This window comes from Micromonospora sp. NPDC050695, from assembly GCF_040654415.1.
Lineage (GTDB): Bacteria > Actinomycetota > Actinomycetes > Mycobacteriales > Micromonosporaceae > Micromonospora.
In genome coordinates this window covers 18,854-44,820 of sequence record NZ_JBFAHZ010000045.1, presented here as the reverse complement: position 1 = coordinate 44,820, position 25,967 = coordinate 18,854, and the positions used below count along the sequence as shown (strand labels likewise).

Here is a 25,967-nt window from a genome sequence, read left to right as displayed (position 1 = left end):
CAAGAGCCTTGGCTGGAAGACCCCGGCCGAGGTCTTCGCCGAACAGCTAAGCTCGCTGGAACAGCCCGGTGTTGCAACAACCGATTGAACTCGCCGAGTACACCGCCACCGACTACGCCAAAGCCTGCAAGCGTCTCGGCGTCCCGCAGTCGATGGGTCGGGTCGGCTGCGCCCTGGACAACGCCGCCGCCGAGGCGTTCAACTCCACCATCAAGGTCGAGTACATCCACCGGCAGCGCTTCCGGACCCGAGCCGAGGCCCGCATCAAGATCGCCACCTGGATCGTCGGCTTCTACAACGTCCGCCGACGCCACAGCGCCTGCGACGGCATGTCACCGGTCGACTACGAACACTTCATCGCCGAAGCCCGCCGGGCCCAGGCAGCTTAAACAACCCTCCACACTTCCAGGGGATTGACAGTGTGTGAGCCATCCGTCACAACCGGCAGTGATCGTGCCGTCGTCCACCGAACGAACACAGGCCGAGATGATCGCGACAGGAGTGAACACGACAGCCCTTCATTCCGTTGTGATGGTGAGGGCCCAGCACAGAGTAGACCACCCGATGGGAGATTGCGCGTGCCAGAAGAACGTTTTCAGCAAGTAGAGTCCAGATTTTATCAAGTAGAGGACAGATTTTATCTAGAGGTAACAGACTATCTCAAAAGGATACAACTGATGGGGAGGATGCTTCGAGAAACACCCGAAGTGACTGAAATGCCGAGGTATCAGTTTTGGGTAAGACGTCATAAAGACCTGCAGAGTATCGCCGAGCTCCGCCGGGATGAGCTTGATGCCCATCCATTAAAAGGAGCTAGAATTCTGCGCGACGAAGCCGAAAACAGGCGTGCATATGCGGTGCTGAGCGGTCGAAGGCAACGTTTGGAACAGCAATTGGAAGGCATTTCAGAGGCTAATGACCAGATGGCCGCAGAAGCCTCTGGTCTGGCCGCGAGGCGGGCAGGCCTAGAGAGGGCGGGTGGCGTTATGCAACTACTTCGCCGCGCCGAGGCGAAGAGGCTTGATTCAGAGGAAGCAGATCTTCGCAGCCGGCAGAGCGATCTCTTTAGAGAGCTTCGTCAATGCCGCGACGAGGCAGAGGAATGCACGGGTGATATCCTAATAAATCGAACTGAGGCAGACGAGCTATCGAGGCGACGCCGTGAGTTTGACAGAAGGTTTCTAAGCCTGGGTCTCTGGCCCAGTTATGACATCACTTCAACCTTGATGAAATTCAAGCAGGCGCACTTTGATTTCATGATGCCCAATGGATTTTCCCGCGACTGGAATGACTGCAGGGAAGCCCTCGTGCAACCCTATTACAATAATCACGATACCGTTGGGCGCGACGGCCAATCCACTGTCCGCATACTCGACGAATTGCTTTCGCGAGATGCGCTGCCGAACGGAGTTCCAGCGTATGCCCTCGCGCGGCCCCCGTCGTACGATTCCCTTTCACACACCTCCGGAACTCTCCGAACGACCGGCCAGATGACTACCCTGAGCGGGCAGCCATCGACCTCTCAAATTTCTCCTCCGCAAAGGAATACCCGCCCGGACCTTTCGCTGGCCGCGGCGGTGGCCACCTCTCGCCAACATGGCTCAGCCCAGTCGGGTACTCAAGCCTCCTGGCAACTCGCACCTCCTCCCGCCTATTCGGAACAACAACTACGTTCCCGGCCCCAGCGTCGAGGACAATGAGGTGATCTCAGCAAGGAATGGCGCCTAATTTGGTACGACACGGGCAAATGCCTGCGTATCGGACAGTGAGCCTTTTTCATCCGGAACCGAGGCGACGGGCTCGGCAGTACCTGTCCGGGCTGGTCGCCGGCCTCGATCGCAAGAACGGCTGGACCCTCGCCGAGCAGGCCGGTGACCTGTCACCGGACGGAATGCAGCGGCTGCTGCGGTGGGCCGACTGGGACATTGACGCCGTCCGCGACGAGGTCCGGGATGGCACGGCCTGGCCGATCCTCGCGGCGCGGCCGGTGGCGCGCTTCATCAGGGAGGCGCACGAGTCCGGCCGGGCCGAGGTCTTGGGATCTAGCGGTCCTCGCAACGCCCAGATCTTCTGGGAGTTGCGCGGACCGTGTCCGTTTCCGCTGAGCTCAAGGCAAAGTTCTTCGAGATCTTTGATCGCGATGGCAGTGTCGCCGCTGCTGCTCGCGAAGCCGGTAACAACCAGAACACCGCGTACGGGTGGGCTCGTCGAGCAGGGCGCCGCTCAATACCCACGTCGCGGCGTCATCCCCGCAGGGATGAGGCGCTGGATCAATGTCGCCAGGTCATGTCGGCGATGCTAGACAAACCTCCCGGCTCCGGCCAGCGCTTTCGGCGTGGCGGACGACGCGACGCGGGGCGGGGGCCGACCGGCCCCCGCCCCGCTGGTGCTGCCGCGTGTCAGCGCCGGTTCGGGTCGACCGGCGGGATGACCGTGGTGGCCTCGCTGTCGTCGCTGGCGCGCTGGCCGGGCACCGCGCCACCGGCACCGGTGCCCACCACCTGCGTCGTGTCGGAGTCTCCACCGCCCCGGGTGACGAACTGGGTCGTGTCGGCGTCCCCACCCCCCGGGGCGACGACCTGCGTCGTGTCGGAGTCCCCACGGCCACGGCTGACGAACTGGGTCGTGTCGGCGTCCGGGTTGCTTCCGCTGACGACCTGGGTGGCGTCCGGGTCGCCCGATGCACCCGCCACCGGGGCCGCGTCCAGGTCGGCCGGTCGGGTCACGATCTGGGTGGCCTCCGGATCGGACGGCCGGGTGACGATCTGGGTGGCCTCCGGGTCGGTGGCGGTCGCGGGCGGCCTGGGCAGCCCCGCGTCCGACCCGGTGGTGGCGGCCGACGCGCGGGCCAGGTCAGCCTCGGCCGACGCGCGGGCCAGCTCGGCCTCGGCGTCGCGGCGGCTGGCCCGGTACGCCTGGGCGTGCGCCGCGATCAGCTGCGACTCCTGCTCGGCGCGGGTCAGCCACGCGTCCCAGCGATTCTGCATCGGACGGATCAGGCCACCGCCGACACCGACGACGAGGATGCCGCCGATCGTGGCCAGCACGGCGATCAGCACGGGAGTGGTGACCGCGGTGGCCACGCCGATCTGGTTCAGCGCGGCGATGACGCCGAGGCCGAGGATGAACACCGAGGCGATGTTGGCCAGCACCCGGCCGTACGACAGCCCACCGAGCGCGCCGCCGATGATGTCCTTGACCGCGTTGGCGATGGCGGCGGCCACCACGACGATGACGATGGCGACGAAGGCACGGGGCAGCCACGAGATCACCGCGCCGAGCAGGTCGGAGATCGGATTCGGTCCCCAGATTCCGAAGGCGAGCTGAAGGGTGAACAGCAGCACCGCGTAGTAGACGAGCTTCGCGACGATGTCGCTGGCGTCGTACCGGGATCGGCTCAACGCGCGGCGGACGCCGCCGCGCTCGACGGCGCGGTCGAAGCCGACCCGCTCCAGGACCTTCTCCACGATCTTCAACACGGCCTTGGCGATCAGCCAACCGGCCACCAGGATCGCCACGAAGGCGACGGCCTTGGGCAGGAAGAGCATCACCGAACGGAGGGCGTCACCCACCGCGTCGCTGACGTTGTCACTCATATGGTCATTCCTCTACGGGGCAGCCGAGACGGTCGGGACCGACCTACCCGCACCGGCTCGCGGGGAAACGCCCACCGGCCCGGATCGACCCGCCCGGCGGCGCTCCCCGTGCCATCACCTGACCGCGTCGGCACCGGCCGCGGCCGGACGCCGTCTCGACGTCGCGAACAGGCTCACCGCCACGATGAGGGGCCAGGTCGCCTGTGCGCCCGCCGCGATCCGTTCGGCGAGCCCCACCAGGTTGCCGCTCTGCAACGCGGCCCCGAACCACGCGACGAGGGCGAGTAACGTCAGCCCGGCAATGATCGTGAACGGTCGTCGTACGGTCCACGGCGCGTCCGGGGAGCCGCCCACCGCGAAGAACGGCCAGGCGGCCAACGCGATGAAGGCGACGCCCGCGGACACCCCGTGAGCTGTCGGGTCCGCCGGCAGCGGAAACACGGCGACCATGATGGTCCCGACGCCACCGATGGCGAGCAGCAGTCGTCCGACCCGCGCGACCTCGGTCAGGCCGAATGCCGTGCACAGGTAGGCGAGCCCGGTGCCGACGAGCGCGGTGGTCATCACGCCCCGGTCACGGGCGTCCAGCGCGGCCAGCTGACTGATCGTGTCGTGCAGGGGGTCGAAGCCGGGGGGCTGCAGCGACTCGGCGACGGTCCAGCCGCCGATGAGCAGGATCGGCGCCGCCGCGGCGGAGATGAGCGCAACTGGTCGCAACAGGTGCTCCGAGAGTTCAGACGGACGATCAGTGTGGGCTGACTTTGACAACCGGCTCCCGGCCGTCGACCTGGTCGAACCAGGACGCCGCACGCAGCGTCTCGATGATTCGTTGCTGCCGTTCGGCGTCCTGGCGGTCGAGGAAGAGCACACCGTCGAGGTGGTCGGTCTCATGCTGGATGCACCGCGAGAGCATGCCCGAACCGACGATCTGCACCGGGTCGCCATGGAGGTTGAAGCCGGTGGCAACCACGTTCATCCGCCGCTTCGTGTCGAGGTAGACGCCGGGAATGGAGAGGCAGCCTTCGGGGCCGTCCTGCTCGTCCTCGTCCGGGAAGGTGATCTGCGGGTTGACCAGGTGGTCGAGATCCCCGTCGGAGAGCTTGGGATGGAGGGCGAAGACCCGCAGCCCGACACCGATCTGCGGGGCGGCCAGGCCGGCGCCTCCGCTGTCGCCCAGTGTCTGCTGCAGGTCCTTGACGAGGCGTCGCAGCTCCGCGTCGAACGTCTCGACCGGCGTGGCCGGCTGACGCAGGACGGGATCCCCGACGAGTCTGATCGGAAGAACTGTCACACCCTTTTCATCGCACGATGATCGCGTTCGTTCAACCGAAGGCCGCGATCCTTGCCAACCGCCCGCGCAGGCCGCGACGACGACCTCGTCGCGGATCCGCCGAAGCTGGTCCGGCCGGGCCGACGACGGGGAAAACTCTCCGTGCAGACGCTGTCCAGTTGCGCGCCCTACGCTGCCCGAGTCGGTCCGGTCAGACGATGGGAAGAGATGGTGGTTCGCCCACGACCCGGCGATGACGACGCGCGCATTCGCTTTCAACACCTGGTCTCGACGCAGGGGCCGCCGCTGATGCGATTCGCGCTCACGCTGAGCGGTGGGAACCACTCGCGAGCCGAGGACATCGTCCAGGAGACAATGGTGCGGGCGTGGCGCGGGGTCAGCACTCTTCCGGCCGACGACGTCGACCTGCGCCGCTGGCTGTTCACGGCGGCCCGCCGATCATCGATCGACGAATATCGCCGCCAGCAGGCGCGCCCACTGGCGACCGAGGAACTCGACCCCGACACGGCCGCCACGCACGATGACGTGTCCGCCACGGTTGTCGCGAACGACGCGCTTCGCGACGCCGCACGCCGCCTGAGCGCACATCACCGCGACGTTCTGCACCAGGTGTTCTACCTGCACAGGTCAGTCGACGAGGTGGCCGACGAACTGAGCGTCCCGGTGGGGACCGTCCGCTCCAGGCTGCACTACGCGCTCCGCTCCATCCGGCGCGCCCTCGCCAACTGAGTCGGGCATGGCGGTGACACTAGCGCGCGGGGGAGTCTTGGCAATATTCTCCGGAGTGCGTGCGGCCACTGGAGCTACTTTTCATCCCCCGCCGTCGGCCGCAGGAGGAGATGTGATGCACGTCGACCACTCCGAAGTGGACCGCCGGACACTGCTGCGAGCCGGTCTCGGCGCCGCCACGGTCGCCGTCGTCGGGAGCGAGCTGGCCTTCCCCGCCACGGCACAGGCCGCCCCCGGCACCGACCTGGACTGGATCATCAGCTGCGACGAGTGGGCCGCCCGTCCACCGAAGGACCCGCTGTCGGTCAGCGCCATCCCCACCAACAAGATCATCGTGCACCACATGGCGTTCCCGAACGTCACCGACTACTCCCGTGAGCAGGCGGTCAAGCTGGCCCACGACTGCCAGGACCTGCACATCGACGGCAACGGCTGGTCGGACACCGGCCAGCACTTCACGGTCAGCCGTGGCGGCTACGTGCTGGAGGGCCGCCGGGGCAGCCTGGAACGCCTCGAAGCCGGCGACCGGCAAATGATCTCGGCGCACTGTCCGGGCGAGAACGGTCGGGCCATCGGCATCGAGAACGAGGGCACCTACGTCACCGAGACGCCGCCGAAGGCGCTGACCGACTCGCTGGTCACGCTCTGCGTCGCGATCTGCCGCCAGTACGGGCTGCACGCGCACGACATCTTCGGCCACTGGGACTTCCGTACCACCGACTGCCCGGGCGCCGCCTTCTACCGGGAGTTCCCGGCACTGCGCCGGCGGGTGTACGCCGCCCTCGGCACCAAGCTGGGTGACGTGCCGGCGCGCCGCTGGCCGGACCTGTGGCGCTTCGTCAACTCGCCGTCGGTCCGGGTCGTGCAGCACCTGCTCATCCACCGCGGCTACGCGGTGACGGTCAGTGGCACGTTCGACGCCGCGACCGTCGCGGCCGTGCAGGACTGGCAGGCCCGCAACGGCATCCCGGTGGACGTGGACGCCACGCTCACCACCCCGACCTGGGAGACCCTGGCACCGGAGCTGGACCAGCACGCCACCGGCGCGCCGGTCACCGCGGTGCAGGAGATCCTCGCCACCAAGGGGTACGCGGTCGCCGTCACCGGGGCGTACGACCACGCCACCCGGGCGGCGGTGCAGGACCTCCAGGCCCTGCACGGTCTGCCCCGCGACGGCAAGCTCAGCACGAGCACGTGGTGCGCGATCGTCGGCGGAACGGTCCGCCAGACGTTCAAGCATCGGTGAGTCCGTGGTGGCGGTGCGGGGCGTACCCGCACCGCCACCAGCCAGCTCACCGGTTTGATCCGCCGCATCGGCGGAAAGAGTCCCGGGCATGACATGGGCCCGTCGAGCCGTACCCGCCGTCGCCGCCGCCGTGGCGGCGCTCGCCGCGCGGGACCTCATCCAGCGCGACCACGCGCTGCTGCGCAACTTCCCGGTGCTCGGTCGCGCCCGGTACCTGCTGGAGGCCATCGGGCCGGAACTTCGGCAGTACATCGTGGCCGGCAACAACGAGGAGCGTCCGTTCACCCGCGACCAACGGCGCTGGGTGTACGCGTCGGCGAAGCAGGAGAACAACTACTTCGGCTTCGGCACGGACAACGACATCGAGTACACCGCCGGGTACCCGATCATCAAGCACCGCACCTTCGGCCGGGCCGTGCCGCCGTCGTCACCGACGGCCGGGCACGACGTCCGGCTGCCGTGCGCGAAGGTGCTCGGCGCGGCCCGGGGGCGAGCCCACGCGTTCCGACCGGAGTCGGTGGTCAACGTCTCCGGGATGAGCTTCGGCTCGCTCTCCGGCAACGCCATCACCGCGCTCAACAAGGGGGCGGCGCTCGCCGGCTGCCTGCAGAACACCGGCGAGGGTGGGCTGTCGCCGTACCACCGCAACGGCGGTGAACTGATCTTCCAGCTCGGCACGGCGTACTTCGGCTGCCGCGACGAGCAGGGCCGATTCAGCCTGGACCGACTGAAGGACCTGGTCGCCGACGCCCCCGTGCGGGCGTTGGAGATCAAGCTCAGTCAGGGTGCCAAACCCAGTCTCGGCGGGCTGCTGCCCGGCGCGAAGGTGTCCGCCGAGATCGCCGCGACCCGGGGCATCCCGGCCGGGCAGGACTGCGTCAGCCCGTCGCGGCACGCCGAGTTCTCCGACTGCGACAGCCTGCTCGACTGGGTGGAGTTGCTGGCGGCCGAGACGGGCCTGCCGGTCGGTATCAAGTCGGCGGTCGGCGACCTCGGTTTCTGGCAGGAGCTGGCCACCCTGATGCGCGACACCGGCCGGGGCGTCGACTTCGTGACGGTCGACGGCGGCGAGGGCGGCACCGGCGCCGCACCGCTGATCTTCACCGACTCGGTGTCACTCCCGTTCCAGCAGGGCTTCTCCCGGGTGTACAAGGTCTTCGCCGAGCACGACCTGCACGAGCAGGTGGTCTTCGTCGGCGCCGGCAAGCTGGGCCTGCCGGACAACGCCATCGTGGCGTTCGCGCTCGGCTGCGACATGGTCAACGTTGGTCGGGAGGCGATGCTGTCGATCGGCTGCATCCAAGCACAGAAGTGCCACACCGACACCTGCCCCACCGGGGTCGCGACGCAGAACGCCTGGCTGGCCCGGGGCCTGGACCCGACGCTGAAGTCGGTCCGGGCGGCCAACTACCTGGGCACGCTGCGCCGGGACCTGACGAAGGTCGCCGAGGCGTGCGGCGTCGAACACCCCGGCCTGATCGGCACCGACGCTGTGGAGATCCTGGACGGCCGCACCGGCTCCACCCCACTGCAAGAGGTGTACGGCTACCGGCCGGGATGGGGTCTGCCCTCGCCCGCCGACCAGGCGGAGATCATCCGGCTGATGACCCCGGAGGTGCCCCGGGGCGGCAGCGCGCCACCCTCGGCGACCGCCGTCGGCTGAGGTCACGGCCACGCCGACCACGGGCGCGGCGATGGTGGCGCGGGGTCGTGAGATGCGGGGTCGCGCGTCGGCCGCAGGGGCCGGCGCCGTGAGGTCCGCCATGAGCGTGATGCCTGTGAGGCATATTGATGACTCACAGGCATCAGCCATTCCCGCGCGATGTCCGCTGAACGCCGCCCGCCGGGCACAGCGGCATGCGCGTAAAACCCGTGGAGCCGGCGGCACACCACACCTATGGTGGCGCGGTGCTGATCAGACGCGAGACAACCGCCGACGTCGACGCCGTCCGCGCGGTCCATGCCGCCGCCTTCGCCAAGGCCGACGGCGGTACTGGCGTACCCGTCGAGGCCACCGTCGAGGCCACCGTCGAGGCCGCACTGGTCGACGCGCTGCGCGCCGACGAGGGCTGGCTGCCCGCGTACTCCCTGGTGGCGACCGATACGGACGGCCAGGTGGTGGGGCACGTGGTGGCCACCCGCGGCCGGGTGGCCGGTGAGCCGGTGGCGTTGGGCCTGGGACCGCTCGGCGTGCTGCCCGGATGGCAGCGGCGCGGGGTCGGCACCGCGTTGATGCACGCGGTGCTCGGCGCGGCCGACGCCCGTGACGAGCCGCTCGTCGTGCTGCTCGGGCACCCCGACTACTACCCGCGCTTCGGGTTCCGGCCCGCCGTCGAGCTGGGCGTCACCCCGCCGCAGCCGTGGGGGCCGCAGTACTTCATGGCCCGGCCGCTGACCGCGTGGCGCGAGTCGATCCGGGGCGAGTTCCGCTACGCCGCGCCGTTCGACGATCTGTGATGCCACCGGCATCCGCGATCAACGCGAGGCGGCGGGCGAGACGGGCGGCGGCCTCGCGCAGCTCCGGAGGCTCCAGCACCTCCACCTCGTAACTCAGGCGGGCGACGTGCGCGGCGAGCCATTCCAGGCTGTCGCCGCCCACGACCAGCACACACCACCCGTCGCGGTCGTTCTCGACACGACCCACCTGGGGCGGCACCACCGCCCGCACCTCGTCGGGTTGGGCGCGAACCCGCACCCGGGCGAGATGCCGGTACGGCGCCTCGGTGACCGACCGCTGCACGAAGGCGACGGGATCGGGATGCTCGCGGGTGCGGAAGCGCCAGCTCGTGGCCTCCGCCGCACGCATCCGGTCCAGGCGGAACGTGCGCCAGTCGTCGCGGTCGACGTCCCAGGCCATCAGATACCAGCGACGACCGGTCGTCACCATCCGGACCGGCTCGACCGTCCGCTCGCGCTCCCCGTCACGTCCGGTGTAGCGGAACCGGACCCGGACGGCGTCACGGCAGGCCCAGGCGAGCATCACCAGCAGCTCCGCGTCGATCTCGACCACCGGGCCGATGAGCGTGTCGGTGGAGCCGTGCACGGCCCGCACCTCGGCGCGCAGTCGTGCCGGCATCACCTGGTCGAGCTTGGCGAGGGCCCGCAGGGCGGCCTCCCCCGCCCCGGCGACCGTGCCCCCGGAGGCCAGCCGGAGCGACACCGCCGTGGCGATCGCCTCCTCGTCGTCGAGGAGCAGGGGCGGCAGCCGGGTGCCCGCGCCGAGCTGATAGCCGCCGCCGACGCCGGACACGGCGTGCACGGGGTAGCCGAGCGCCCGCAGTCGCTGCACGTCACGGCGGACGCAGCGGTCGGTGACCCGCAGCTCGGCGGCGAGTTCGACGGCCGTCCACGACGGCCGCCGCTGCAACAGCGCCAACAACCGCAGCACCCGCTCGGTCGTCGCCTCGACAGTCACGCGCCGATCGTTGCACAGATCGAGGAACGCTCCTGTCCGCTATTCGCGAGAGGCTGGGATCATGACCGACCAGATCAGGAAGCAGGGAGCTGCCATGGCCCGCGACGTGCAGATCACCGTCGACTGTGCCGACCCGGCCGGGTTGGCGCCGTTCTGGGCCGAGGCCCTCGGCTATCAGGTGCAGGGCCCGCCCGGGGACTTCGCGTCGTGGGAGCAGGCACTGAACGCGATGGGCGTGCCGCCCGAGCGCCACAATGACGCCTCGGCGGTGGTCGACCCCGAGGGCTCGGGGCCACGGCTGTTCTTCCAGCGCGTGCCGGAGGGCAAGCGGGTCAAGAACCGCGTCCACCTGGACGTGCGGGCCGCTCCCGGGCTCGCCGGCGAGGAGCGGATGGCGGCGCTCGAGGCGGAGGCCGAACGGCTCGTCTCGCACGGCGCCACCCGGCTCAGCCGCCACGAGCCCGCTCCCCCGCTCGGCGCCGGTCACCTCGTCATGGCCGACCCCGAGGGCAACGAGTTCTGCCTCGACTGAGCCGACGCTCGGCCGCGTTCGCCCAGCTCACTGCCGCGACACCCGGATGCCATGCGAACATGTGTACGTGTCGTCCGGGGCCAGCATCCTGCACGCCGACCTGGACGCCTTCTACGCGTCGGTCGAACAGCGCGACGACCCACGTCTGCGGGGGCGGCCGGTGATCGTCGGCGGCGGGGTGGTGCTCGCCGCCAGTTACGAGGCGAAGGCGCGGGGGGTCCGCAGCGCGATGGGCGGCCAGCAGGCACGCCGGCTGTGCCCGGACGCGATCGTGGTGCCGCCCCGGATGTCGGCGTACACGGCGGCGAGCCGCGCGGTGTTCGAGATCTTCCGACGCACCACCCCGCTGGTCGAAGGGCTCTCCATCGACGAGGCGTTCCTGGACGTGGGTGGTCTGCGTCGGCTGGTCGGGCCACCGGCCGCCATCGCCGACCGGCTGCGTCGGGAGGTCCGCGAGCAGGTCCACCTACCGATCACGGTGGGCGTGGCCCGCACGAAGTTCCTGGCGAAGGTCGCCAGCGGTGTGGCGAAGCCGGACGGGCTGCTGGTGGTCGCCCCCGACGGCGAGCTGGCGTTCCTGCATCCGCTGCCGGTCGAGCGGCTGTGGGGCGTCGGCCCGATCACCGCCGCGAAGCTGCGCGAACGCCGCATCCGTACCGTCGGCGATGTGGCCCGGCTCGGCGAGGCGGCGCTGGTTTCGCTGCTCGGCGCGGGCGCCGGCCGGCACCTGCACGCCCTGGCACACAACCGCGACCCACGGCCGGTGCAGGTGGGCCGCCGGCGCGGTTCGATGGGCGCGCAGCACGCGCTGAGCCGTGACCCGCACGACCCGGCGGAGCTGGACGCGATCCTCGCCGGCCTGGTCGACCGGGTCACCCGACGGATGCGGGCCGCCGGCCGGGCCGGACGCACGGTGGTGCTGCGACTGCGCTTCGGTGACTACACCCGGGCCACCCGCTCACACACCGTGGGCAAGGCGACCACCGACACCGCCCCGGTGCTCGCCGCGGCACGGGCACTGCTGCGCACGGCCCAACCGGAGATCGACCGCCGCGGGGTCACCCTCATCGGCGTCTCGGTGGGCAACCTGGACGACAACCCGGTCCAACCGGAACTTCCCTTCCACCCGGATCCGGGGGCCGAACTGGACGCCGCCGTGGACGCGGTCCGCGACCGGTTCGGATCGGCGGCGCTCACCCGGGCGGTGCTGCTCGGCCGCGACCCGGGTGTCGAGATGCCGCTATTGCCGGACTAAACACCCCGCATCCCTGCGACCAGAGACACATCACAGCAGGTCGGCGGTTTAGCCGGTGGCGCACGGGTGACCCTTGAGGGGAACAGCCTGACGAGGGGGGCCCACGATGTCCGACGACACCAGCAACCGACCGAGCCGTAGCGTCGAGCGTCCGCACGACGTGACCGACCCTCTGCTCTGGCAGCTCGCGGTCGACGTGCTGAGCGCCCACGAGCCGGACGACGAGGGTCACTGCCGCAATCTGCAGTGCGCCGGCCAGGGTTGGCCGTGCGCGGCCCGCACCGGTGCCGAGCAGTCGCTGCGGCTGGCCCGCAGCACGCCCACGTCGGTCGAGCTGACCGTCGAGGAGGACAGCGGCCCGGTCGGCACCGGCTGGCCCGGGGAGGCCGTGGTGCCGGCCCCGCGCTGGGGCTGGAACGCCGGCCCGGCGGCGTCGCAGCGAGGACCGAAGGCATCCGCCTCGGCGGCGTGACGGTGACCCGTGCCCGGCCGGCGGGGCCCGACTGATCGGGCGGCCCGCCGGCCGGAGGCGCACGTCATCTACAGGGTGCGGGCCAGCCGATCGGCGAGCGTCCGGGTGAAGCGGGCCGGGTCGGTCAGCTCGCCACCCTCGGCGAGCACCGCCAGGCCGTACAGCAGCTCGGCGGTCTCGGTCAGGGTCTGGCCCGAATCGCCCTGCTCGTGGGCCTTGCGCAGCCCGGCGACCAGCGGGTGCCCGGGGTTGATCTCCAGGATCCGCTTCGTCGACGGGATCTCGTGCCCCATCGCCCGGTACATCTTCTCCAGGGTCGGGGTGAGGTCGTGCGCGTCGCCGACGACGCAGGCCGGTGAGGTGGTCAGCCGCGACGACAGGCGTACCTCGCGGACGCTGTCGGCGAGGGTGGTGCCCAGCCACTGCACCAGCGCGGCGAACTCCTGTCGCTGCTGCTCGCGCTCGGTCTCGGCCTGCTGCTTCTCCTCGTCGGTGTCCAGGTCGACCTCGCCCTTGGCGATCGAGCGCAACGGCCGGCCGTCGTACGTGCCGACCCGCTCGACCCACACCTCGTCGACGGGGTCGGTGAGCAGCAGCACCTCGTGGCCCTTGGCCCGGAACGCCTCCAGGTGCGGGGAGTTCTCGATGGTGGCCCGGGAGTCGCCGGTGGCGTACCAGATGTCGCTCTGGCCGTCCTTCATCCGGGAGACGTAGCCGGCCAGGTCGGTGGGCTCGGCCGGGTCGTTGGTCGACGCCACCGACAGGATCTCCAGCAGGGTGTCCCGGTTGTCCGTGTCGTCGATCAGCCCTTCCTTGACCACGGTGCCGAACTCGGTCCAGAAGGTGCGGTAGCGCTCAGGGTGGTTGGTCTTGAGGTCCTTGACGGTGGCAAGGACCTTCTTGACCAGGCGGCGGCGGACGATCTGGATCTGCCGGTCCTGCTGGAGGATCTCGCGGGAGATGTTCAGCGACAGGTCGTGCGCGTCGACCACGCCCTTGACGAAGCGCAGGTAGGTGGGGACCAGCGCCTCGCAGTCGTCCATGATGAACACGCGCTTGACGTAGAGCTGGACGCCGCGGCGGCCCTGCGGTGCGAACATGTCCAGCGGGGCGTGGCTGGGCAGGAACAGCAGCGCCTCGTACTCGAAGGTGCCCTCGCCCTTCATGTGCACGACCTCGAGCGGGTCGGCCCAGTCGTGGCTGACGTGCTTGTAGAACTCGTTGTACTCGGCGGCGTCGACCTCGTCGCGGGGCCGCGCCCAGAGCGCCTTCATCGAGTTGAGGGTCTGCACCTCGCTGGTGGCGGCCTCGCCGTCGGCCCCGGGGCGCTCGACGCGCATCCGGATGGGCCACGCGATGAAGTCGGAGTAGCGCTTGACGATGTCGCGGACGGTCCACTCGGCGGTGTAGTCGTGCAGGTTGTCCTCGGTGTCGGCCGGCTTGAGGTGCAGGGTCACCGACGTGCCCTGCGGCGCGTCGTCGACGGCCTCGATCGAGTACGTGCCCTCGCCGGTGGACTCCCAGCGGGTGCCGCCGGACTCGCCGGCCTTGCGGGTCAGCAGGGTGACCGTGTCGGCGACCATGAACGCGGCGTAGAAGCCGACGCCGAACTGCCCGATCAGGTCCTGCGAGGCGCGGGCGTCGGACGACTCGCGCAGCTGGCGCAGCAGCTCGGCGGTGCCCGACTTGGCGATGGTGCCGATCAGCCGGACCACCTCGTCGCGGGTCATCCCGATGCCGTTGTCCCGGACGGTGAGCGTGCGGGCGTCCCGGTCGACCTCGATGGTGACGTGCAGGTCGTCGGTGTCGGCGACGAGGTCCTTGTCGACCAGGGTGGCCAGCCGCAGCTTGTCCAGCGCGTCGGACGCGTTCGAGATGAGTTCCCGCAGGAAGACGTCCTTGTTCGAGTAGATCGAGTGGACGACGAGTTGGAGGAGCTGACGCGCCTCGGCCTGGAACTCCAACGTCTCGGCCTGGTTGCTCACACCGTCTCCCTTCTGAGCTCGTGCGGAGGTTCGCGCAAAGGATACGAGTCGTCACCGGTCGGGCGGTGACGGCATCCGGGTCGTATTCCCGATCCGGGCGGGTCGGCGTCGTGACCTAGTTGACTTTGCTCAACAGAAGTCAGCCCGATAACCTGGCCGCATGAAGATCGCTGGAAGCACCGCCCTCGTCACCGGCGCGAACCGTGGCTTCGGCCGACGCCTGGCCGCCGAACTCCTCTCCCGGGGCGCCACCGTCTACGCCGGCGCCCGCAACCCCGACACCGTCGACCTGCCCGGCGTGACGCCGGTGCGCCTCGACATCACCGACCCCGCCTCGGTGGCCGCCGCCGCCGCGCTCGCCGGGGACGTCAACCTCCTGATCAACAACGCCGGCATCGAGACCGGGACCAACCTCCTCGACGGCGACCTGGACCTCGTCCGGCTGGAGCTGGAGACCCACTACTTCGGCAACCTGTCGATGATCCGGTCGTTCGCCCCGATCATCGCGGGCAACGGCGGCGGGACGATCCTCAACGTGCTCTCCGTGCTGTCCTGGGTCAACTTCCCCAACGTCGGGGCGTACGGCGCCGCGAAGTCCGCCGAGTGGGCGATGACCAACGCACTGCGCGTCCAGCTCGCCGAGCAGGGCGTCCGGGTCGCCGGCCTGCACGTCGGCTACATGGACACCGACATGGCCGCCGAGGTCACCGCCCCGAAGTCCGACCCGGCGCAGATCGCCCGGATCGGCGTGGACGGCATCGAGGCCGACGCGTACGAGATCGTCACCGACGACATCAGCCGGCAGGTGCAGGCCGGGCTCGCCGGCGGCGTCACCGCGCTCTACCCGCAGCTCCCCTGAGCGGCGACGCCACGGACGTGATCGGGCCGCCGCCGGCTCCCCGGCGGCGGCCCGTCCCCGGGTACGCGGTCAGCGCCCTGCGCGCATCCTGCTCGGCACCCGTCGCTCAGCAGCCACCACAGGTGTAGAAGAGGATGTCCCAGTGACTGCCCTCCCTGGTGTAGAGATTGCCCGAGGGGGCGCGGTACTGGTAGCCGAAGCCGGAGATGTAGCCGACGTAGGTGTAGTTCGCCGAGATGTAGTTCTGGGCGCAGGTGCTCAACGCGATGTCGAGCTTGTAGCCGTTCCAGTGGCTGTACGTGCCTCCGGCGTGCCCGACCTCGGTGCCGGCGGTGATGGTCACCGCGCAGCCGCTGGCCCGCTTGAAGGTGATGATGCCGTCGATGGTGGCCTGCCGTACCCCGTCGAACGAGGTGCAGGTGGCCACGTTGCGGTCGCTGCAGTTGCCGCTCGAGGTCCAGGAGATGCCGGCGGCGCGCAGCTGCGAGGTGGCGCTGGAGTGGCTGATGGCGAAGGCCGGTGCGGCCAGGCCCAGCGTGGCGCCGACCGTGGCGAGGGTGGCCACGACCAGCGTGAGCAGGCGGCGGCGCAGGGTGGATCGGGTGGGTGACATGGCACTCCCGTTTCGCATGAGGGGTGGGATTTTGCGAATCAGGGGCCGGCCTTGAAGGATTTCTACCAGAGATAGACAGACATGACCAGATGTCGGGCGGAGGGGAGGCCCGCCCCCCTCCGCCCGACCGCGACCGTCAGCTCGCCTGCAACGTCACGTCGTCGATCACGAAGCTGGTCTGCAGTGAGGCGTCCTCGGTGCCGGTGAACGTCAGCGTCACCGTCTGCCCCGCGACGCTGGCCACGTTGAAACTGCGCTGGACGTAGCCGGAGGCGGCGTTCAGATTCGAGTACGTCGCCAGCGTGGTCGAACCCACCTGCACGGTGAGCCGGTCGTACGCCGTCGAGGTGGTGGTCTCGGCAGTGTCGACGTGCAGCCAGAACGACAGCGTGTAGCTGGTGCAGCCGGCCGGCACGGTCACCGACTGGGACAGGGTGTCGGTGTGGGTGCTGCCGTACCCGTCGAGCCACGCCTTGTACGACCCGGTCCGGGCCGGCTGGCTGCTGGAGTTGGTGATCACGCCGGAGGACGCGGTCCACGGCGTGCTGCCGCTCTCGAACCCGCCGTTGCCGATCACCTGGCCGCCGGCACAGCCGCCGGTGCCGGTCACGGTCAGCGTGAGGCTGGCGGTGCGGGTGACCGAGCCGGTGCCGGTGACCGTGACGGTGAAGGTGCCGGTCGCCGCGCTGGCCGAGGCGGTCAGGGTGATCGTGGCCGAGCCGCCGGAGGTCACCGAGGACGGGCTGAACGAGACGCTCACCCCGTTGGGCGCGCCGGAGGCGGTGAGGCTGACCGTCTGCGCCGACCCGGCCGTGGTCGCGGTGCCGACCGTGGCGGTGGTGCTGGCGCCCCGGGCGACGCTGCGCGAGGCGGGGTCGACCGAGATTGAGAAGTCGTTGGTCGGGGTGCCGCCGCCCACGGCGAGCTGCCACAGCGCGTACGCGACACCGTCCGCCGAGCGGTTCAGCACGGTGGCGCTGACGTTGGCGGTGGTGTCGCAGGCCCGGTGGTAGCAGGCGTCGTACGCGGCGTTGGCGGTGCCGCCCCACTTGGCCGCCTGGGCGCTGGTCTTGCGGGCGCTGGCACCCGCGGCGTAACCGGAGGTGGGGATGCCGGCCTGCTGGAAGTAGTAGTCGTCGGAGCGGCCCTGCCCCTCGACGTTCTCCTCCGGCTGCAGGCCCAACGAGTCCCAGTACGCCTTCAGCGGCGCCGCCGTGGTCGAGGTGACCCGGTTGATGAAGTAGCCGCCGTTGGTCGAGCCGACCATGTCGAAGTTGTAGTAGCCCTTGATGTAGCCGCGCTGGGTGGAGCTCAGCGAGTTGACGTAGAACCGGGAGCCGTTGAGCCCCTGCTCCTCGTCGGTCCACCAGGCGAACCGGACCTTCTTCGTCATGGTCGGGTTCTGCGCGGCCAGGACCAGCGCGTTCTCCAGGAGGGTGGCCGAGCCGGTGCCGTTGTCGTTGATGCCCGGGCCGGCCGAGACGCCGTCGAGGTGGGCGCCGAACATGACCACCTGGTCGGCCGGGCCGCCGGGCCACTCCGCGATCAGGTTGTTCGAGGGGTACGTGCAGCTGGAGCAGTACTGCTCGGTGACCGTGTAGCCGGCCGACTGGAGCCTGGTCTTGACGTAGGTGAGGGAGGCGGTGTAGCCGGCCGAGCCGGCCCGTCGGTTGCCGCCGTTGCTGGTGGCGATGGAGTTGAACTGGGTCAGGTGCGCCTGGACGTTGGTGACGGAGATGTCCGGCGCTGCCAACGCGGCGGCGGTCGCGGCGATCGGCCGGGCCACCGTCGTCGTGGTCGTGGGTGACGCGGTCACCGGCTGGGCCGCCAGCGTCACCGTCATCCCGGCGAACACGGCGAGCGCGGTTCCCGCGCTCAGCGTTCTGCCTCTCATGGGGGCTCCTCGGGGGTTGGAGAGATAACCGCGACACTGACAGATGTCGATGTCTGTGACATCGGTCGTTCGTCTGGAACCACCGCCGGTTCGACGGTGGGTACCGGCGTCGGCACAGGTGAGTAGAGATGCCAGGATGGGTAGGTAACACCAGCAGGGGTCGTTAGGCCCGGAACGGGGGCTTGCGATGGGGCCGGGTCGAACGTGACGCGCCCCAGCACGGATCTCTTCACCGACGGCGGTGACACCGGCCGGTTGATGGCGGCCCTGGACTGGACCGGCACGCCGCTCGGCCCGGTCGACGGCTGGCCGCAGAGCCTGCGCGCCGCGGTCCGGGTGGTGCTCTCCTCCCGCTACCCGATGCTGCTGCTCTGGGGTGACCACCTCACCCAGCTCTACAACGACGCGTACTCCGCGTTGATCGGCGACAAACACCCGGCCGCGCTCGGCGGCGACGTCCGCGTGACCCTGGCCGAGGGCTGGGACGTCCTCGCCCCGCTCATCGAGCAGGCCATGGCCACCGGCGTCGCCAGCTGGGTGCCCGCCCTGCGGCTGCTGCTCGAACGGGCCGGCTACCGCGAGGAGGCGTACTTCAGCGTCTCGCACGCCCCGGCCCGCGACGACGAGGGCCGTACGGTGGGTGTGCTGACCGTGTGCAGCGAGGTCACCGAGCAGGTGGTCGGCGAGCGGCGGCTGCGGCTGCTGCGCGACCTGTCCGTCAACGGCGACGGACGCACCGTCGACGTGGACGCCACCTGCGCCCGCCTGATCTCCGCGATCGGCGGCCACCCCCTGGATGTGCCGTTCGCCGCGATCTACCTGCGCGACGGTGGGGTCCTGCGGCGCGCCGCCTGCGTCGGCGGCGAACCGGGTCGCACCAGCGTGCCGCAGGCGCTGCCGGAGGCCGTGGACCTGAGCGACCCGGGTCGGGCCGCCCACGCCTGGGGGCTGCCGCACGCCGCTGAGGGCCGACCGACCGAGGTGACCGGTGTCGCCGAGCGACTGACCCTGTCCGGCGGCGCGTGGGACGACCCGGTCCGCACCGCGCTGGCGCTGCCGCTGCCGTCGGGCGACCAGGAGCAGCCGCTCGGCGTCCTGCTCGCCGGGGTCAGCCCCAGCCGGCGGCTCGACGAGGCGTACCGGTCCTTCCACCACCTGCTGGCCCAGCAGGTGTCCGTGGCGTTGCGCAACGCGCAGGAGTACGAGCAGGAGCGGCGCCGGGCCGAGGCGCTCGCCGAACTGGACCGGGTGAAGACCAGCTTCTTCACCAACGTCAGCCACGAGTTCCGTACCCCGCTGACGCTCATGCTCGGCCCGCTCGGCGACGCGCTCACCGACGCCGCCGCGCCGCTCGCACCCGTGCAGCGGGAGCGGGTGGAGACCGCCTGGCGCAACGCCACTCGCCTGTTGACCCTGGTCAACAGCCTGCTGACCTTCTCGAGTCTGGAGGCCGGGCGGGCCTCCAGCGACGCCCGGGTGATTGATCTCGCGGCCCTCACCGCCGAGCTGGCCGGTGTCTTCCGGGCGGCCGTCGAGCGGGCCGGTCTGGTGCTGGAGGTCGACTGCCCGCCGCTGCCGCGTCCCGTCACGGTCGATCCGGTCAACTGGGAACGGATCGTCACCAACCTGCTCTCCAACGCGCTGAAGTACACGTTCATCGGGCGGATCCGGATCGCTCTGGACGCCGACGACGAGGAGGTCCGTCTCACCGTCGCGGACACCGGCATCGGGATCGCCGAGCAGGACCTGCCGAAACTCTTCGAACGGTTCCACCGGGTGCAGGGCACCCGCTCCCGCAGTCATGAGGGCACCGGGATCGGTCTGGCCCTCGTCAACGAACTGGCGCGCCTGGAGGGTGGGGAGGTCCGGGTGGCCAGCCGGGTCGGCGTCGGCACGACCTTCACGGTGGCGCTGCCCTGGTCGACGTCGCGCCGTGCCGCGGTGACCGGCCCGCCGTCGGGCGGGCGGGGTGACGCGGCCCGTGCCGCCGTCGCGGAGGCGATGGGGTGGCTGACCGAGCCGGCCGGCGGTGGGGAGCAGGCCGCCGCGGCGTCCGGGCCGGCCGCCGACGAGCTGGCCGGGGCGGACATCCTGCTGGCCGACGACAACAGCGACATGCGGGCGTACCTGAGTCGGCTGCTCACCGGGCAGGGCTGGCGGGTGCGGGCCGTCACCGACGGCCGGCAGGCCCTCGACGCGATCCGCCGCGACCCACCGGACGTGGTCCTCACCGACGTGATGATGCCGGTGCTCGACGGCTTCGACCTGATCCGCGAACTGCGCGCCGACCCGTCGACCCGGACCCTGCCGGTGCTGGTGCTCTCGGCGCGCGCCGGCGAGGAGGCCAGCGTCGCGGGCCTGAGCCTGGGCGCCGACGACTACCTGGTGAAACCGTTCGCCGCCGCCGAGCTGATCGCCCGGGTGCGGGCCGCCATCCGCCGGGCCCGCGACGTCGGGTCAACCGCCGGGAGCGCCCCGCCGACGCTCGACCCCCCGGCGGCCCCGCCCACCGCGGTCACCACCACCACGCCGGCGCTGGCCGCCGGCCGACCGGCCGATCCCCGACCGACCGGGCCCGCCGACCAGACCGACCCGCCCGGTACGACCGCCGAACCGGCCGCCACCGCATCCACGGAGAAGGTCGGCCCGGACGGCGACGTACTGGACGTCGGCTGGACGTACCCCTCGGCGCCCACCTCGGCCGCCGCGCTGCGCCGCGACGTACGGCTGGCACTGGGTGACCTGGGCGTCGGTCCGGACCTGCTGGAGGACCTGCTGCTCGCCGCGTCCGAGGCCATGAACAACGCCGTCGAGCACGCGCAGCGGCCCAGCCGGCCGGAGGTGCGGGTGCGGCTCCAGCTCGGCGGCGGCCTGGTCCGGATCTCGGTACGCGACTTCGGCACCTGGCGCGACCGCCGGCCCGCGATGGACCGGGGGCGCGGCGCGCTGCTGATGAACGCCTTCGGCGACGTGCGGCTGGTCTCCACCGCCGAGGGGACGACGGTCACCATCGAACGCCGGCTGGACGACCCGGTCTGAGGCGACCGGCCGTCAGAGTCGGCGGCCGCTGCTGTCGCGGGCGATGATGCCGTCCAGCCGGTCGCCCGGGGTCAGCTCGGTCGGGTCGAACCAGAAGATCACCACCTGCTTGTCGACGCTCCAGAAGGTCAGTCGAGCATCGACCTGCCGGCCACCCACGGTGCCGATGATCCGCTTGGCGGGGCCGACGAAGTAGCCGAAGGTGGGCACCGGCACGGCGGACGACCGCTCGTCGTAGCCGATCTGGTGGAACCCCGGCCTCCGGTCGACCCCCTGGACGTCGTTGACCAGGATGTCCGTGGTCAGCGTGCCGTCCGGGGCGCGCCGACCGGCGGCCAGCCCGATGGACACCCCGGGCTCGCCGGGCACCGACACACCGACGACGTAGTACACCCGCTGGTCGGTGCCGTTGCGCACCCCGCTGTCGATCACCACGCCCATCGGCTTGAGCGCTGGCGTCGGGGGTGGCGTCGGCGGCGGCGTGGGTGTCGCCGACCTCTGCACCGGCGAGGCGGCAGCGGTCCCCGGCGGAGCGACGGCGACCGGCGGCGGACGGTCCACCCGCGGTGGATCGCTGGGCCAGGCGCCGACCGCCACCAGGACGAGGGTGGCGGCCAACCCGGTCGCCATTGTCGCCGCGCCCACTCCGGCGAGCCGGCGACGGGTACGCAACCGCCGTCCCGCACGCATGACGGCGACCAGGTCGAGGGTGGCGCCGCGACGCTCGGTCGCCCGCATGGCGTCGCGGAGCCGATCCAGCTCGCTCATCGGCGCGCCTCCTGGTTGTCGGCCGCCCGCGCCCCGGCGGCACGCAGCTTCTCCAGGGCGCGCGAGCTGGTGCTCTTGACCGTGCCCACGGACACGGCGAGTTCCCGGGCCACCTGCGCCTCCGGAAGGTCGAAGTAGTACCGCAGCACGACGATGGCCCGCTCGCGTGGGCTCAGCGCGCCGAGGATGGCGATCAACCAGCGCCGGGTGGCCACCTCGTCGGCCACGTCGCCGCGCCGCTGCTCCGGCACCTCGTCGGTCGGGTACTCCTGCATCGGCCGCCGCCAGCCGTCGACCAGGTGGTTGACCAGGGTGCGGCGGGCGTACCCGTAGGCGTCGTCGTCGTGGATCCGTGGCCACGACGCGTAGGTGCGGACCAGGGCCGTCTGCGCGGCGTCCTCGGCCTGGTGGTGGTCGCCGGTCAGCAGGTACGCGGCGTGCACCAGTCGCGCGGACGCGGCCCGCGCGAACTCGACGAACTCCGCGTCACCCCGCGCCACCGCGAACCCTCCCCCGTGCCACACCGTCAGAGACGAGCGAGGGTGGCAAAAGGTTGAGCCCTGGATCACAGCAACTTTTTCCTACCGTCACCCGTCTTCTCCTCCGCGCCGCCACCGAGCGACGCGCGAGGGGAGAGACATGTCGACGAAGGTTACCCGCCGTGGCCGCGCCGCCTCAGCGGCGTTACTGCTGGTGGTGGCGCTGCTCACCGGTTGCGGTCTGCCGGCCGGCGGAGGGCCGGCGACCGATCCCTCGGTGGCCGGCCCCACCACGAGCGGGCTGACGCACGGCGAGCAGCCCGCGGCGGGGCAGGGCGCGACCGGGCGACCGGCCGCCGCCGCGAGCGCCGGCACCGCGCCCACCCCGATCGTGATCAGCTATCCCGCCACCGGTGGCAACCGCTGGTCGGTGGCGGCGGCCGAGACGACGGCCGGCGGTGGCAGCGCCGGTCAGCTGCTGCGCTACCGGATCGCGGTCGAGCGGGACATCCGGGGGCTGCCGGTGGCCGACGTCGCGGCGGCGGTGTCCGCGACGCTGAACGACCCGCGCGGATGGACGGCCGGTGGGACGTGGCGGCTGCGCCGGGTGGGCGCCAACGCGGCGGCCGACTTCACCATCTACCTGGCGACCCCTGGCACCCGCGACACGCTCTGCCAGGGTGTGCCGGACGGCTACACGTCGTGCCGCAACGGCGACCGGGTGGTGCTCAACGTGGCCCGCTGGGTCAAGGCCGTGCCCGGGTACGGCGCGAACCTGGCCACCTATCGGCAGTACGTGGTCAACCACGAGGTGGGGCACCGCCTCGGGCTGGGCCACGAGCGGTGCCCGAGGCGCGGCCGACCGGCGCCGGTGATGCAGCAGCAGACGCTGGGCCTGCACGGCTGCACCGCCAACGCCTGGCCGTACCCGCTCGGCACGAGCCGCTACACGGGGCCGGTGGGGGCGTATCTCGACGAGGTCCCGCCGCGCGAGGCCGCTCGGCCCGCGCACTGACCCCTGCTCAGGACCGGCGCCCGCGCTCCTGGTCGAGCCGCTCGTCGAGGCGGCCCAGCTCGTAGATGGCGTTGAGGTTGGTCGGCAGTCGACTGACGTTGTCCGGCACCGGCACCGGCTCGGGAGCGGGCGCGGGCGCCGGTGCGGCGGCAGCCGGCGGGGCCGCCGGCGGTCGGCGCCGCACGAGCAGCAGCAGCGCCAGCACCGCGAGGACACCGGCGAGGACCAGGTAGTACGCGGGCGGCCAGTCGCCGCGAGCGGGGTCGGTGTACGTCGGCGCGGCCGGAGCGGGGGCCTCGCCGTTGCGCACCGGCACCGTGGCGTCGGGGGCACCCGGGCCACCTGCGGGGCGAGCGGGCACGCCGGGCGCCGCCGGTGGCTGGGCTGTTGATCTGGTGGGCGCGACGCTCGCGGGCGGCCCCGCCGGGCTCGACCGTCCGGGGGTCGCCGACGTGCTCGGGGTGGGGGCCACGCTGGGGGCCGGTGTCGGTGAGGTGCTCGGCGCCGCACCACCACCGAGCAGGTCGTCGACGATCTGCCCGACGCCCCCGAGGAGTTCGCCGACCGGCCCCGAGGTGCTCGACGGGGACGGCGCGGGGGCGAGGGCGAGGGTCAGCACGAGGGCGACGACAGCAGGCATGAGTCCACCTCGGAGGTGTCGATGTGCCCCGCACGGTACCGCAGTGCGGTAACGCATGGGTGACACCTCGGCGCGGCCAGAGTGCCGGCGAACAGCGACTTCACCCGCGACGCCTCGGCCGAGCCGGATCACGCGGTGCGGCAGGAGACCGGGTGGCGCGGATCCTCTTCCGCTGTTACGTGCCTGTTACGCCGCAGCGAAGTGGCCGTTCCGAGGCGCGACCACGGTCGAGGTCGAGGGCCACCGGCAACGCCGCCGCGACGTGGCTCCGCACAGTGGACGGAGACACCACCATGAGGATCAGAAGCGCACTGACGGCGCTCGCGGTCGTACTCGCCGGCCTGGTCGCCGGCTCGGGTAGCGGCGCCGCGGCGAGCACCACCACCGCACCGCCGTACTGCGGCATCACCTGGGGCAGCACCGATCGGACGGCCGGCGCACTGAGCGGCGCCCCGCTGGTCGACGTACGGACCGGCCGGCACGACTGCCACGACCGCGTGGTGTTCGAGTTCGCCGGCCCGGTCGACGGCTACTCGGTCGGCTACGGCGAGACGTTCACCGAGGGCGAAGGGTTGGCGCTGTCGCCGTACACCGCCGGAGGCGCCGTGCTGCGGGTCTCCCTGCGGGCACCGGCGTACGACGAAAGCCACCAGGGCACCGTGCCCTACGCGGTCGGCGCGCACGCCGCGAACCTACTGCGCTACCCGACGCTGCGCGACGTCGTCTTCGGCGGCAGCTTCGAGGGCTACAGCACCTTCGCGGTCGGCGTGCGGGCGCGGCTGCCGTTCCGCGTGCTCGTGCTCGCCGGTCCGGGCACGCACAGCCGGATCGTGCTCGACGTGGCCCACCGGTGGCAGGAGTGACCACGGCGGTGTCGGAGATCCGGCCGGACCTCCGACACCGACCGTTCCGCCAGGCGAAGGGCCACGACATCGGGTCTACGCTCGGGTGGTGGAGGGCCGCGTGCTGGTGGTCGAGGACGATGCCTCCATCCGGGAGGTGACCGCCCTCGGTCTGCGCCGCGCCGGCTTCCGGGTCGACACCGCCGTCGACGGGCGGCAGGCGCTGGTGGCCTGGCGCGCCCGCCCGGTCGACGTGATCGTGCTCGACGTCATGCTTCCCGGGCTGGACGGCCTGCAGGTCTGCCGGGAGATCCGGCGCACCAGCCAGGTGCCGATCCTGATGCTCACCGCGCGCACCGACACGCTCGACGTGGTGGTCGGGCTGGAGTGCGGCGCGGACGACTACCTGCGTAAGCCCTTCGACCTGCCCGAGCTGGTGGCGCGGGTCCGCTCGGTGCTGCGCCGGGCCAGCGCGCCGGTCACGTCGAGCACCATCGAGGTCGGCAGCCTGGAGATCGACCCGGGCGGCTTCGTCGTACGACGGCACGGCCACGAAGTGGCGCTGACGGCCACCGAGTTCCGCCTGTTGCTGGAGCTGGCCCGCCGACCCGGCCAGGTCTTCACCCGGGAGCTGCTGCTGGACCTGGTCTGGAACCACGGCTTTCTCGGCGACTCCCGGCTGGTCGACGTGGCGGTCCAGCGGCTCCGCGCGAAGGTCGAGGACGACCGGGCGCACCCACGGTTGGTGCAGACCGTGCGCGGTGCCGGTTACAAGCTGTCCACGGGCTGACGGGAGGGTCGGCGATGGCCGGACGCGCGGTGCCCCCGGGCCGGCTGCGGCGCCGGCTGACCATCGCGTTCGTGCTGGTCGCCGGGGTCTCCGCCGGCCTGCTCGCCGGCGGGACGGTCACCCAGTTCCCGACCGTGCGGCAGGTCCGCTTCGACGGCGGGGCACCCCTCGGCCGCGCCTCGTACACCGATCTGCTGCCGCCGATCGTGGTCACCGGCCCGGTACCCGGCGACCGGGTGTCCGCCCCGCTCACCGTGACCGGCACCGCCGACGTGTTCGAGGCCACCGTCAGCGTCCGGGCGCTCGACGCCGCCGGCCGGGAGGTCGCGTCCGGTTTCGGCACGGCCGGCTGCGGCTCCGGCTGCCGGGGCGGGTACCGGGTGGTGGTGGGCTGGCGCACGACCCGGGAGCAGCGCGGGACCGTCGAGGTGTACGAGGTGTCCGCGCGCGACGGCTCCCGGATCAACACGGTGGCCGTGCCGGTGGTGCTGGCGCCGGGACCCTGAC

At 71.3% G+C, this 25,967-nt stretch carries 25 protein-coding genes and 1 pseudogene; 16 read left to right on the top strand and 10 right to left on the bottom strand.

Translation table 11 applies throughout. The annotated features are described in order from the left end of the window. Positions 1 to 68 precede the first annotated feature (68 nt). From AB0H52_RS25285 to AB0H52_RS25275, 3 genes and pseudogenes are all read left to right on the top strand, one after another. Entirely contained in the window at positions 69 to 389 is a 321-nt protein-coding gene (locus AB0H52_RS25285) for an integrase core domain-containing protein (RefSeq protein ID WP_357950489.1), read from the top strand. Between the two features lie 189 nt (positions 390 to 578). Beyond that, positions 579 to 1,700 (top strand): hypothetical protein, encoded by a 1,122-nt coding sequence (locus tag AB0H52_RS25280; RefSeq protein ID WP_357950486.1) that lies wholly within the window; start codon positions 579 to 581, stop codon positions 1,698 to 1,700. Positions 1,701 to 1,747: 47 nt separating this feature from the next. After that, positions 1,748 to 1,954: pseudogene (locus tag AB0H52_RS25275) on the top strand (hypothetical protein); the annotation flags it as partial. Between the two features lie 445 nt (positions 1,955 to 2,399). Here the strand turns inward: AB0H52_RS25275 and AB0H52_RS25270 are convergent. From AB0H52_RS25270 to def, 3 genes are all read right to left on the bottom strand, one after another. Beyond that, positions 2,400 to 3,596 carry a hypothetical protein gene (locus tag AB0H52_RS25270; RefSeq protein ID WP_151491116.1) on the bottom strand — a complete coding sequence of 399 codons (1,197 nt, stop codon included), beginning with the start codon at positions 3,594 to 3,596 and terminating at the stop codon, positions 2,400 to 2,402. A 114-nt stretch (positions 3,597 to 3,710) separates the two neighbouring features. Further along, positions 3,711 to 4,313, bottom strand: a complete 603-nt coding sequence (locus tag AB0H52_RS25265) for a DUF998 domain-containing protein (protein ID WP_192580360.1) — start codon at positions 4,311 to 4,313, stop codon at positions 3,711 to 3,713. Between the two features lie 28 nt (positions 4,314 to 4,341). Then, positions 4,342 to 4,887: a peptide deformylase gene (gene def / locus AB0H52_RS25260; RefSeq protein WP_151491118.1), complete on the bottom strand. Its 546-nt coding sequence runs from the start codon at positions 4,885 to 4,887 to the stop codon at positions 4,342 to 4,344. Positions 4,888 to 5,028: 141 nt separating this feature from the next. Between def and AB0H52_RS25255 the strand changes: the two genes are divergently transcribed. The 4 genes from AB0H52_RS25255 to AB0H52_RS25240 all read left to right on the top strand — a co-directional run bounded on the left by AB0H52_RS25255 (position 5,029) and on the right by AB0H52_RS25240 (position 9,319). Beyond that, positions 5,029 to 5,616 carry a sigma-70 family RNA polymerase sigma factor gene (locus AB0H52_RS25255; RefSeq protein WP_151491119.1) on the top strand — a complete coding sequence of 196 codons (588 nt, stop codon included), beginning with the start codon at positions 5,029 to 5,031 and terminating at the stop codon, positions 5,614 to 5,616. A 115-nt stretch (positions 5,617 to 5,731) separates the two neighbouring features. Further along, positions 5,732 to 6,862 (top strand): N-acetylmuramoyl-L-alanine amidase, encoded by a 1,131-nt coding sequence (locus tag AB0H52_RS25250; RefSeq protein WP_151491120.1) that lies wholly within the window; start codon positions 5,732 to 5,734, stop codon positions 6,860 to 6,862. A gap of 88 nt (positions 6,863 to 6,950) precedes the next feature. Beyond that, positions 6,951 to 8,525: an FMN-binding glutamate synthase family protein gene (locus tag AB0H52_RS25245; RefSeq protein WP_151491121.1), complete on the top strand. Its 1,575-nt coding sequence runs from the start codon at positions 6,951 to 6,953 to the stop codon at positions 8,523 to 8,525. A 245-nt stretch (positions 8,526 to 8,770) separates the two neighbouring features. Beyond that, positions 8,771 to 9,319, top strand: a complete 549-nt coding sequence (locus AB0H52_RS25240) for an N-acetyltransferase (protein ID WP_357950480.1) — start codon at positions 8,771 to 8,773, stop codon at positions 9,317 to 9,319. Here AB0H52_RS25240 and AB0H52_RS25235 read toward each other — a convergent pair. Further along, the gene (locus tag AB0H52_RS25235; protein ID WP_151491123.1) at positions 9,240 to 10,277 is read right to left on the bottom strand and encodes a WYL domain-containing protein; all 1,038 of its coding nucleotides are present in this window, start codon (positions 10,275 to 10,277) and stop codon (positions 9,240 to 9,242) included. The genes AB0H52_RS25240 and AB0H52_RS25235 overlap by 80 nt on opposite strands. A gap of 94 nt (positions 10,278 to 10,371) precedes the next feature. Between AB0H52_RS25235 and AB0H52_RS25230 the strand changes: the two genes are divergently transcribed. The 3 genes from AB0H52_RS25230 to AB0H52_RS25220 all read left to right on the top strand — a co-directional run bounded on the left by AB0H52_RS25230 (position 10,372) and on the right by AB0H52_RS25220 (position 12,536). Further along, the gene (locus AB0H52_RS25230; RefSeq protein ID WP_278126945.1) at positions 10,372 to 10,809 is read left to right on the top strand and encodes a VOC family protein; all 438 of its coding nucleotides are present in this window, start codon (positions 10,372 to 10,374) and stop codon (positions 10,807 to 10,809) included. Positions 10,810 to 10,876: 67 nt separating this feature from the next. Then, positions 10,877 to 12,064 (top strand): DNA polymerase IV, encoded by a 1,188-nt coding sequence (dinB, locus tag AB0H52_RS25225; protein ID WP_151491124.1) that lies wholly within the window; start codon positions 10,877 to 10,879, stop codon positions 12,062 to 12,064. Between the two features lie 106 nt (positions 12,065 to 12,170). Further along, positions 12,171 to 12,536 (top strand): hypothetical protein, encoded by a 366-nt coding sequence (locus AB0H52_RS25220; protein ID WP_151491125.1) that lies wholly within the window; start codon positions 12,171 to 12,173, stop codon positions 12,534 to 12,536. Between the two features lie 68 nt (positions 12,537 to 12,604). Here AB0H52_RS25220 and htpG read toward each other — a convergent pair whose 3' ends face one another. Continuing rightward, positions 12,605 to 14,521: a molecular chaperone HtpG gene (gene htpG / locus AB0H52_RS25215; protein WP_357950476.1), complete on the bottom strand. Its 1,917-nt coding sequence runs from the start codon at positions 14,519 to 14,521 to the stop codon at positions 12,605 to 12,607. Between the two features lie 160 nt (positions 14,522 to 14,681). Here htpG and AB0H52_RS25210 point away from each other — a divergent pair, with 160 nt between their 5' ends. Then, entirely contained in the window at positions 14,682 to 15,380 is a 699-nt protein-coding gene (locus tag AB0H52_RS25210; RefSeq protein ID WP_151491127.1) for an SDR family oxidoreductase, read from the top strand. A 106-nt stretch (positions 15,381 to 15,486) separates the two neighbouring features. On the opposite strand, the gene AB0H52_RS25205 is transcribed toward AB0H52_RS25210, so the two are convergent. Together AB0H52_RS25205 and AB0H52_RS25200 are read right to left on the bottom strand one after the other, a co-directional pair. Then, positions 15,487 to 15,993 carry a hypothetical protein gene (locus tag AB0H52_RS25205; protein ID WP_151491128.1) on the bottom strand — a complete coding sequence of 169 codons (507 nt, stop codon included), beginning with the start codon at positions 15,991 to 15,993 and terminating at the stop codon, positions 15,487 to 15,489. A gap of 136 nt (positions 15,994 to 16,129) precedes the next feature. Continuing rightward, positions 16,130 to 17,887 (bottom strand): M28 family peptidase, encoded by a 1,758-nt coding sequence (locus AB0H52_RS25200; protein WP_357950472.1) that lies wholly within the window; start codon positions 17,885 to 17,887, stop codon positions 16,130 to 16,132. A gap of 204 nt (positions 17,888 to 18,091) precedes the next feature. On the opposite strand from AB0H52_RS25200, the gene AB0H52_RS25195 reads away from it, so the two are divergent. Next, the gene (locus AB0H52_RS25195) at positions 18,092 to 20,926 is read left to right on the top strand and encodes an ATP-binding protein (protein WP_357950469.1); all 2,835 of its coding nucleotides are present in this window, start codon (positions 18,092 to 18,094) and stop codon (positions 20,924 to 20,926) included. A 12-nt stretch (positions 20,927 to 20,938) separates the two neighbouring features. Here the strand turns inward: AB0H52_RS25195 and AB0H52_RS25190 are convergent, their stop codons facing one another. Both AB0H52_RS25190 and AB0H52_RS25185 read right to left on the bottom strand, forming a co-directional pair. Continuing rightward, a complete protein-coding gene (locus tag AB0H52_RS25190) occupies positions 20,939 to 21,694 on the bottom strand; it encodes a hypothetical protein (protein ID WP_151493298.1) in 756 nt (251 codons plus the stop codon). After that, complete coding sequence (locus AB0H52_RS25185) at positions 21,691 to 22,194, bottom strand: SigE family RNA polymerase sigma factor (protein ID WP_151493297.1); 504 nt, start codon at positions 22,192 to 22,194, stop codon at positions 21,691 to 21,693. The genes AB0H52_RS25190 and AB0H52_RS25185 overlap by 4 nt, the downstream gene beginning before the upstream one ends. A 139-nt stretch (positions 22,195 to 22,333) precedes the next feature. On the opposite strand from AB0H52_RS25185, the gene AB0H52_RS25180 reads away from it, so the two are divergent. Next, positions 22,334 to 23,188, top strand: a complete 855-nt coding sequence (locus AB0H52_RS25180) for a DUF3152 domain-containing protein (RefSeq protein WP_151493296.1) — start codon at positions 22,334 to 22,336, stop codon at positions 23,186 to 23,188. 7 nt (positions 23,189 to 23,195) lie between these two features. Here AB0H52_RS25180 and AB0H52_RS25175 read toward each other — a convergent pair whose 3' ends face one another. Continuing rightward, complete coding sequence (locus AB0H52_RS25175) at positions 23,196 to 23,828, bottom strand: hypothetical protein (protein ID WP_357950465.1); 633 nt, start codon at positions 23,826 to 23,828, stop codon at positions 23,196 to 23,198. A gap of 293 nt (positions 23,829 to 24,121) precedes the next feature. Between AB0H52_RS25175 and AB0H52_RS25170 the strand changes: the two genes are divergently transcribed. The 3 genes from AB0H52_RS25170 to AB0H52_RS25160 all read left to right on the top strand — a co-directional run bounded on the left by AB0H52_RS25170 (position 24,122) and on the right by AB0H52_RS25160 (position 25,966). Beyond that, the gene (locus tag AB0H52_RS25170; protein WP_151491186.1) at positions 24,122 to 24,691 is read left to right on the top strand and encodes a hypothetical protein; all 570 of its coding nucleotides are present in this window, start codon (positions 24,122 to 24,124) and stop codon (positions 24,689 to 24,691) included. An 88-nt stretch (positions 24,692 to 24,779) separates the two neighbouring features. Then, positions 24,780 to 25,460, top strand: a complete 681-nt coding sequence (locus AB0H52_RS25165; RefSeq protein ID WP_357950461.1) for a response regulator transcription factor — start codon at positions 24,780 to 24,782, stop codon at positions 25,458 to 25,460. Positions 25,461 to 25,474: 14 nt separating this feature from the next. After that, positions 25,475 to 25,966, top strand: a complete 492-nt coding sequence (locus AB0H52_RS25160) for a Gmad2 immunoglobulin-like domain-containing protein (protein WP_151491188.1) — start codon at positions 25,475 to 25,477, stop codon at positions 25,964 to 25,966. Position 25,967 lies beyond the last annotated feature (1 nt).

What these genes read in the sequence shown, in the direction of transcription:
- AB0H52_RS25270 (WP_151491116.1), bottom strand. Translation starts at nt 3,596, where the DNA reads ATGAGTGACAACGTCAGCGACGCGGTGGGTGACGCCCTCCGTTCGGTG.
- AB0H52_RS25250 (WP_151491120.1), top strand. Translation starts at nt 5,732, where the DNA reads ATGCACGTCGACCACTCCGAAGTGGACCGCCGGACACTGCTGCGAGCC.
- AB0H52_RS25245 (WP_151491121.1), top strand. Translation starts at nt 6,951, where the DNA reads ATGACATGGGCCCGTCGAGCCGTACCCGCCGTCGCCGCCGCCGTGGCG.
- AB0H52_RS25230 (WP_278126945.1), top strand. Translation starts at nt 10,372, where the DNA reads ATGGCCCGCGACGTGCAGATCACCGTCGACTGTGCCGACCCGGCCGGG.
- AB0H52_RS25220 (WP_151491125.1), top strand. Translation starts at nt 12,171, where the DNA reads ATGTCCGACGACACCAGCAACCGACCGAGCCGTAGCGTCGAGCGTCCG.
- AB0H52_RS25210 (WP_151491127.1), top strand. Translation starts at nt 14,682, where the DNA reads ATGAAGATCGCTGGAAGCACCGCCCTCGTCACCGGCGCGAACCGTGGC.
- AB0H52_RS25205 (WP_151491128.1), bottom strand. Translation starts at nt 15,993, where the DNA reads ATGTCACCCACCCGATCCACCCTGCGCCGCCGCCTGCTCACGCTGGTC.
- AB0H52_RS25200 (WP_357950472.1), bottom strand. Translation starts at nt 17,887, where the DNA reads ATGAGAGGCAGAACGCTGAGCGCGGGAACCGCGCTCGCCGTGTTCGCC.
- AB0H52_RS25190 (WP_151493298.1), bottom strand. Translation starts at nt 21,694, where the DNA reads ATGAGCGAGCTGGATCGGCTCCGCGACGCCATGCGGGCGACCGAGCGT.
- AB0H52_RS25180 (WP_151493296.1), top strand. Translation starts at nt 22,334, where the DNA reads ATGTCGACGAAGGTTACCCGCCGTGGCCGCGCCGCCTCAGCGGCGTTA.
- AB0H52_RS25175 (WP_357950465.1), bottom strand. Translation starts at nt 23,828, where the DNA reads ATGCCTGCTGTCGTCGCCCTCGTGCTGACCCTCGCCCTCGCCCCCGCG.
- AB0H52_RS25170 (WP_151491186.1), top strand. Translation starts at nt 24,122, where the DNA reads ATGAGGATCAGAAGCGCACTGACGGCGCTCGCGGTCGTACTCGCCGGC.
- AB0H52_RS25160 (WP_151491188.1), top strand. Translation starts at nt 25,475, where the DNA reads ATGGCCGGACGCGCGGTGCCCCCGGGCCGGCTGCGGCGCCGGCTGACC.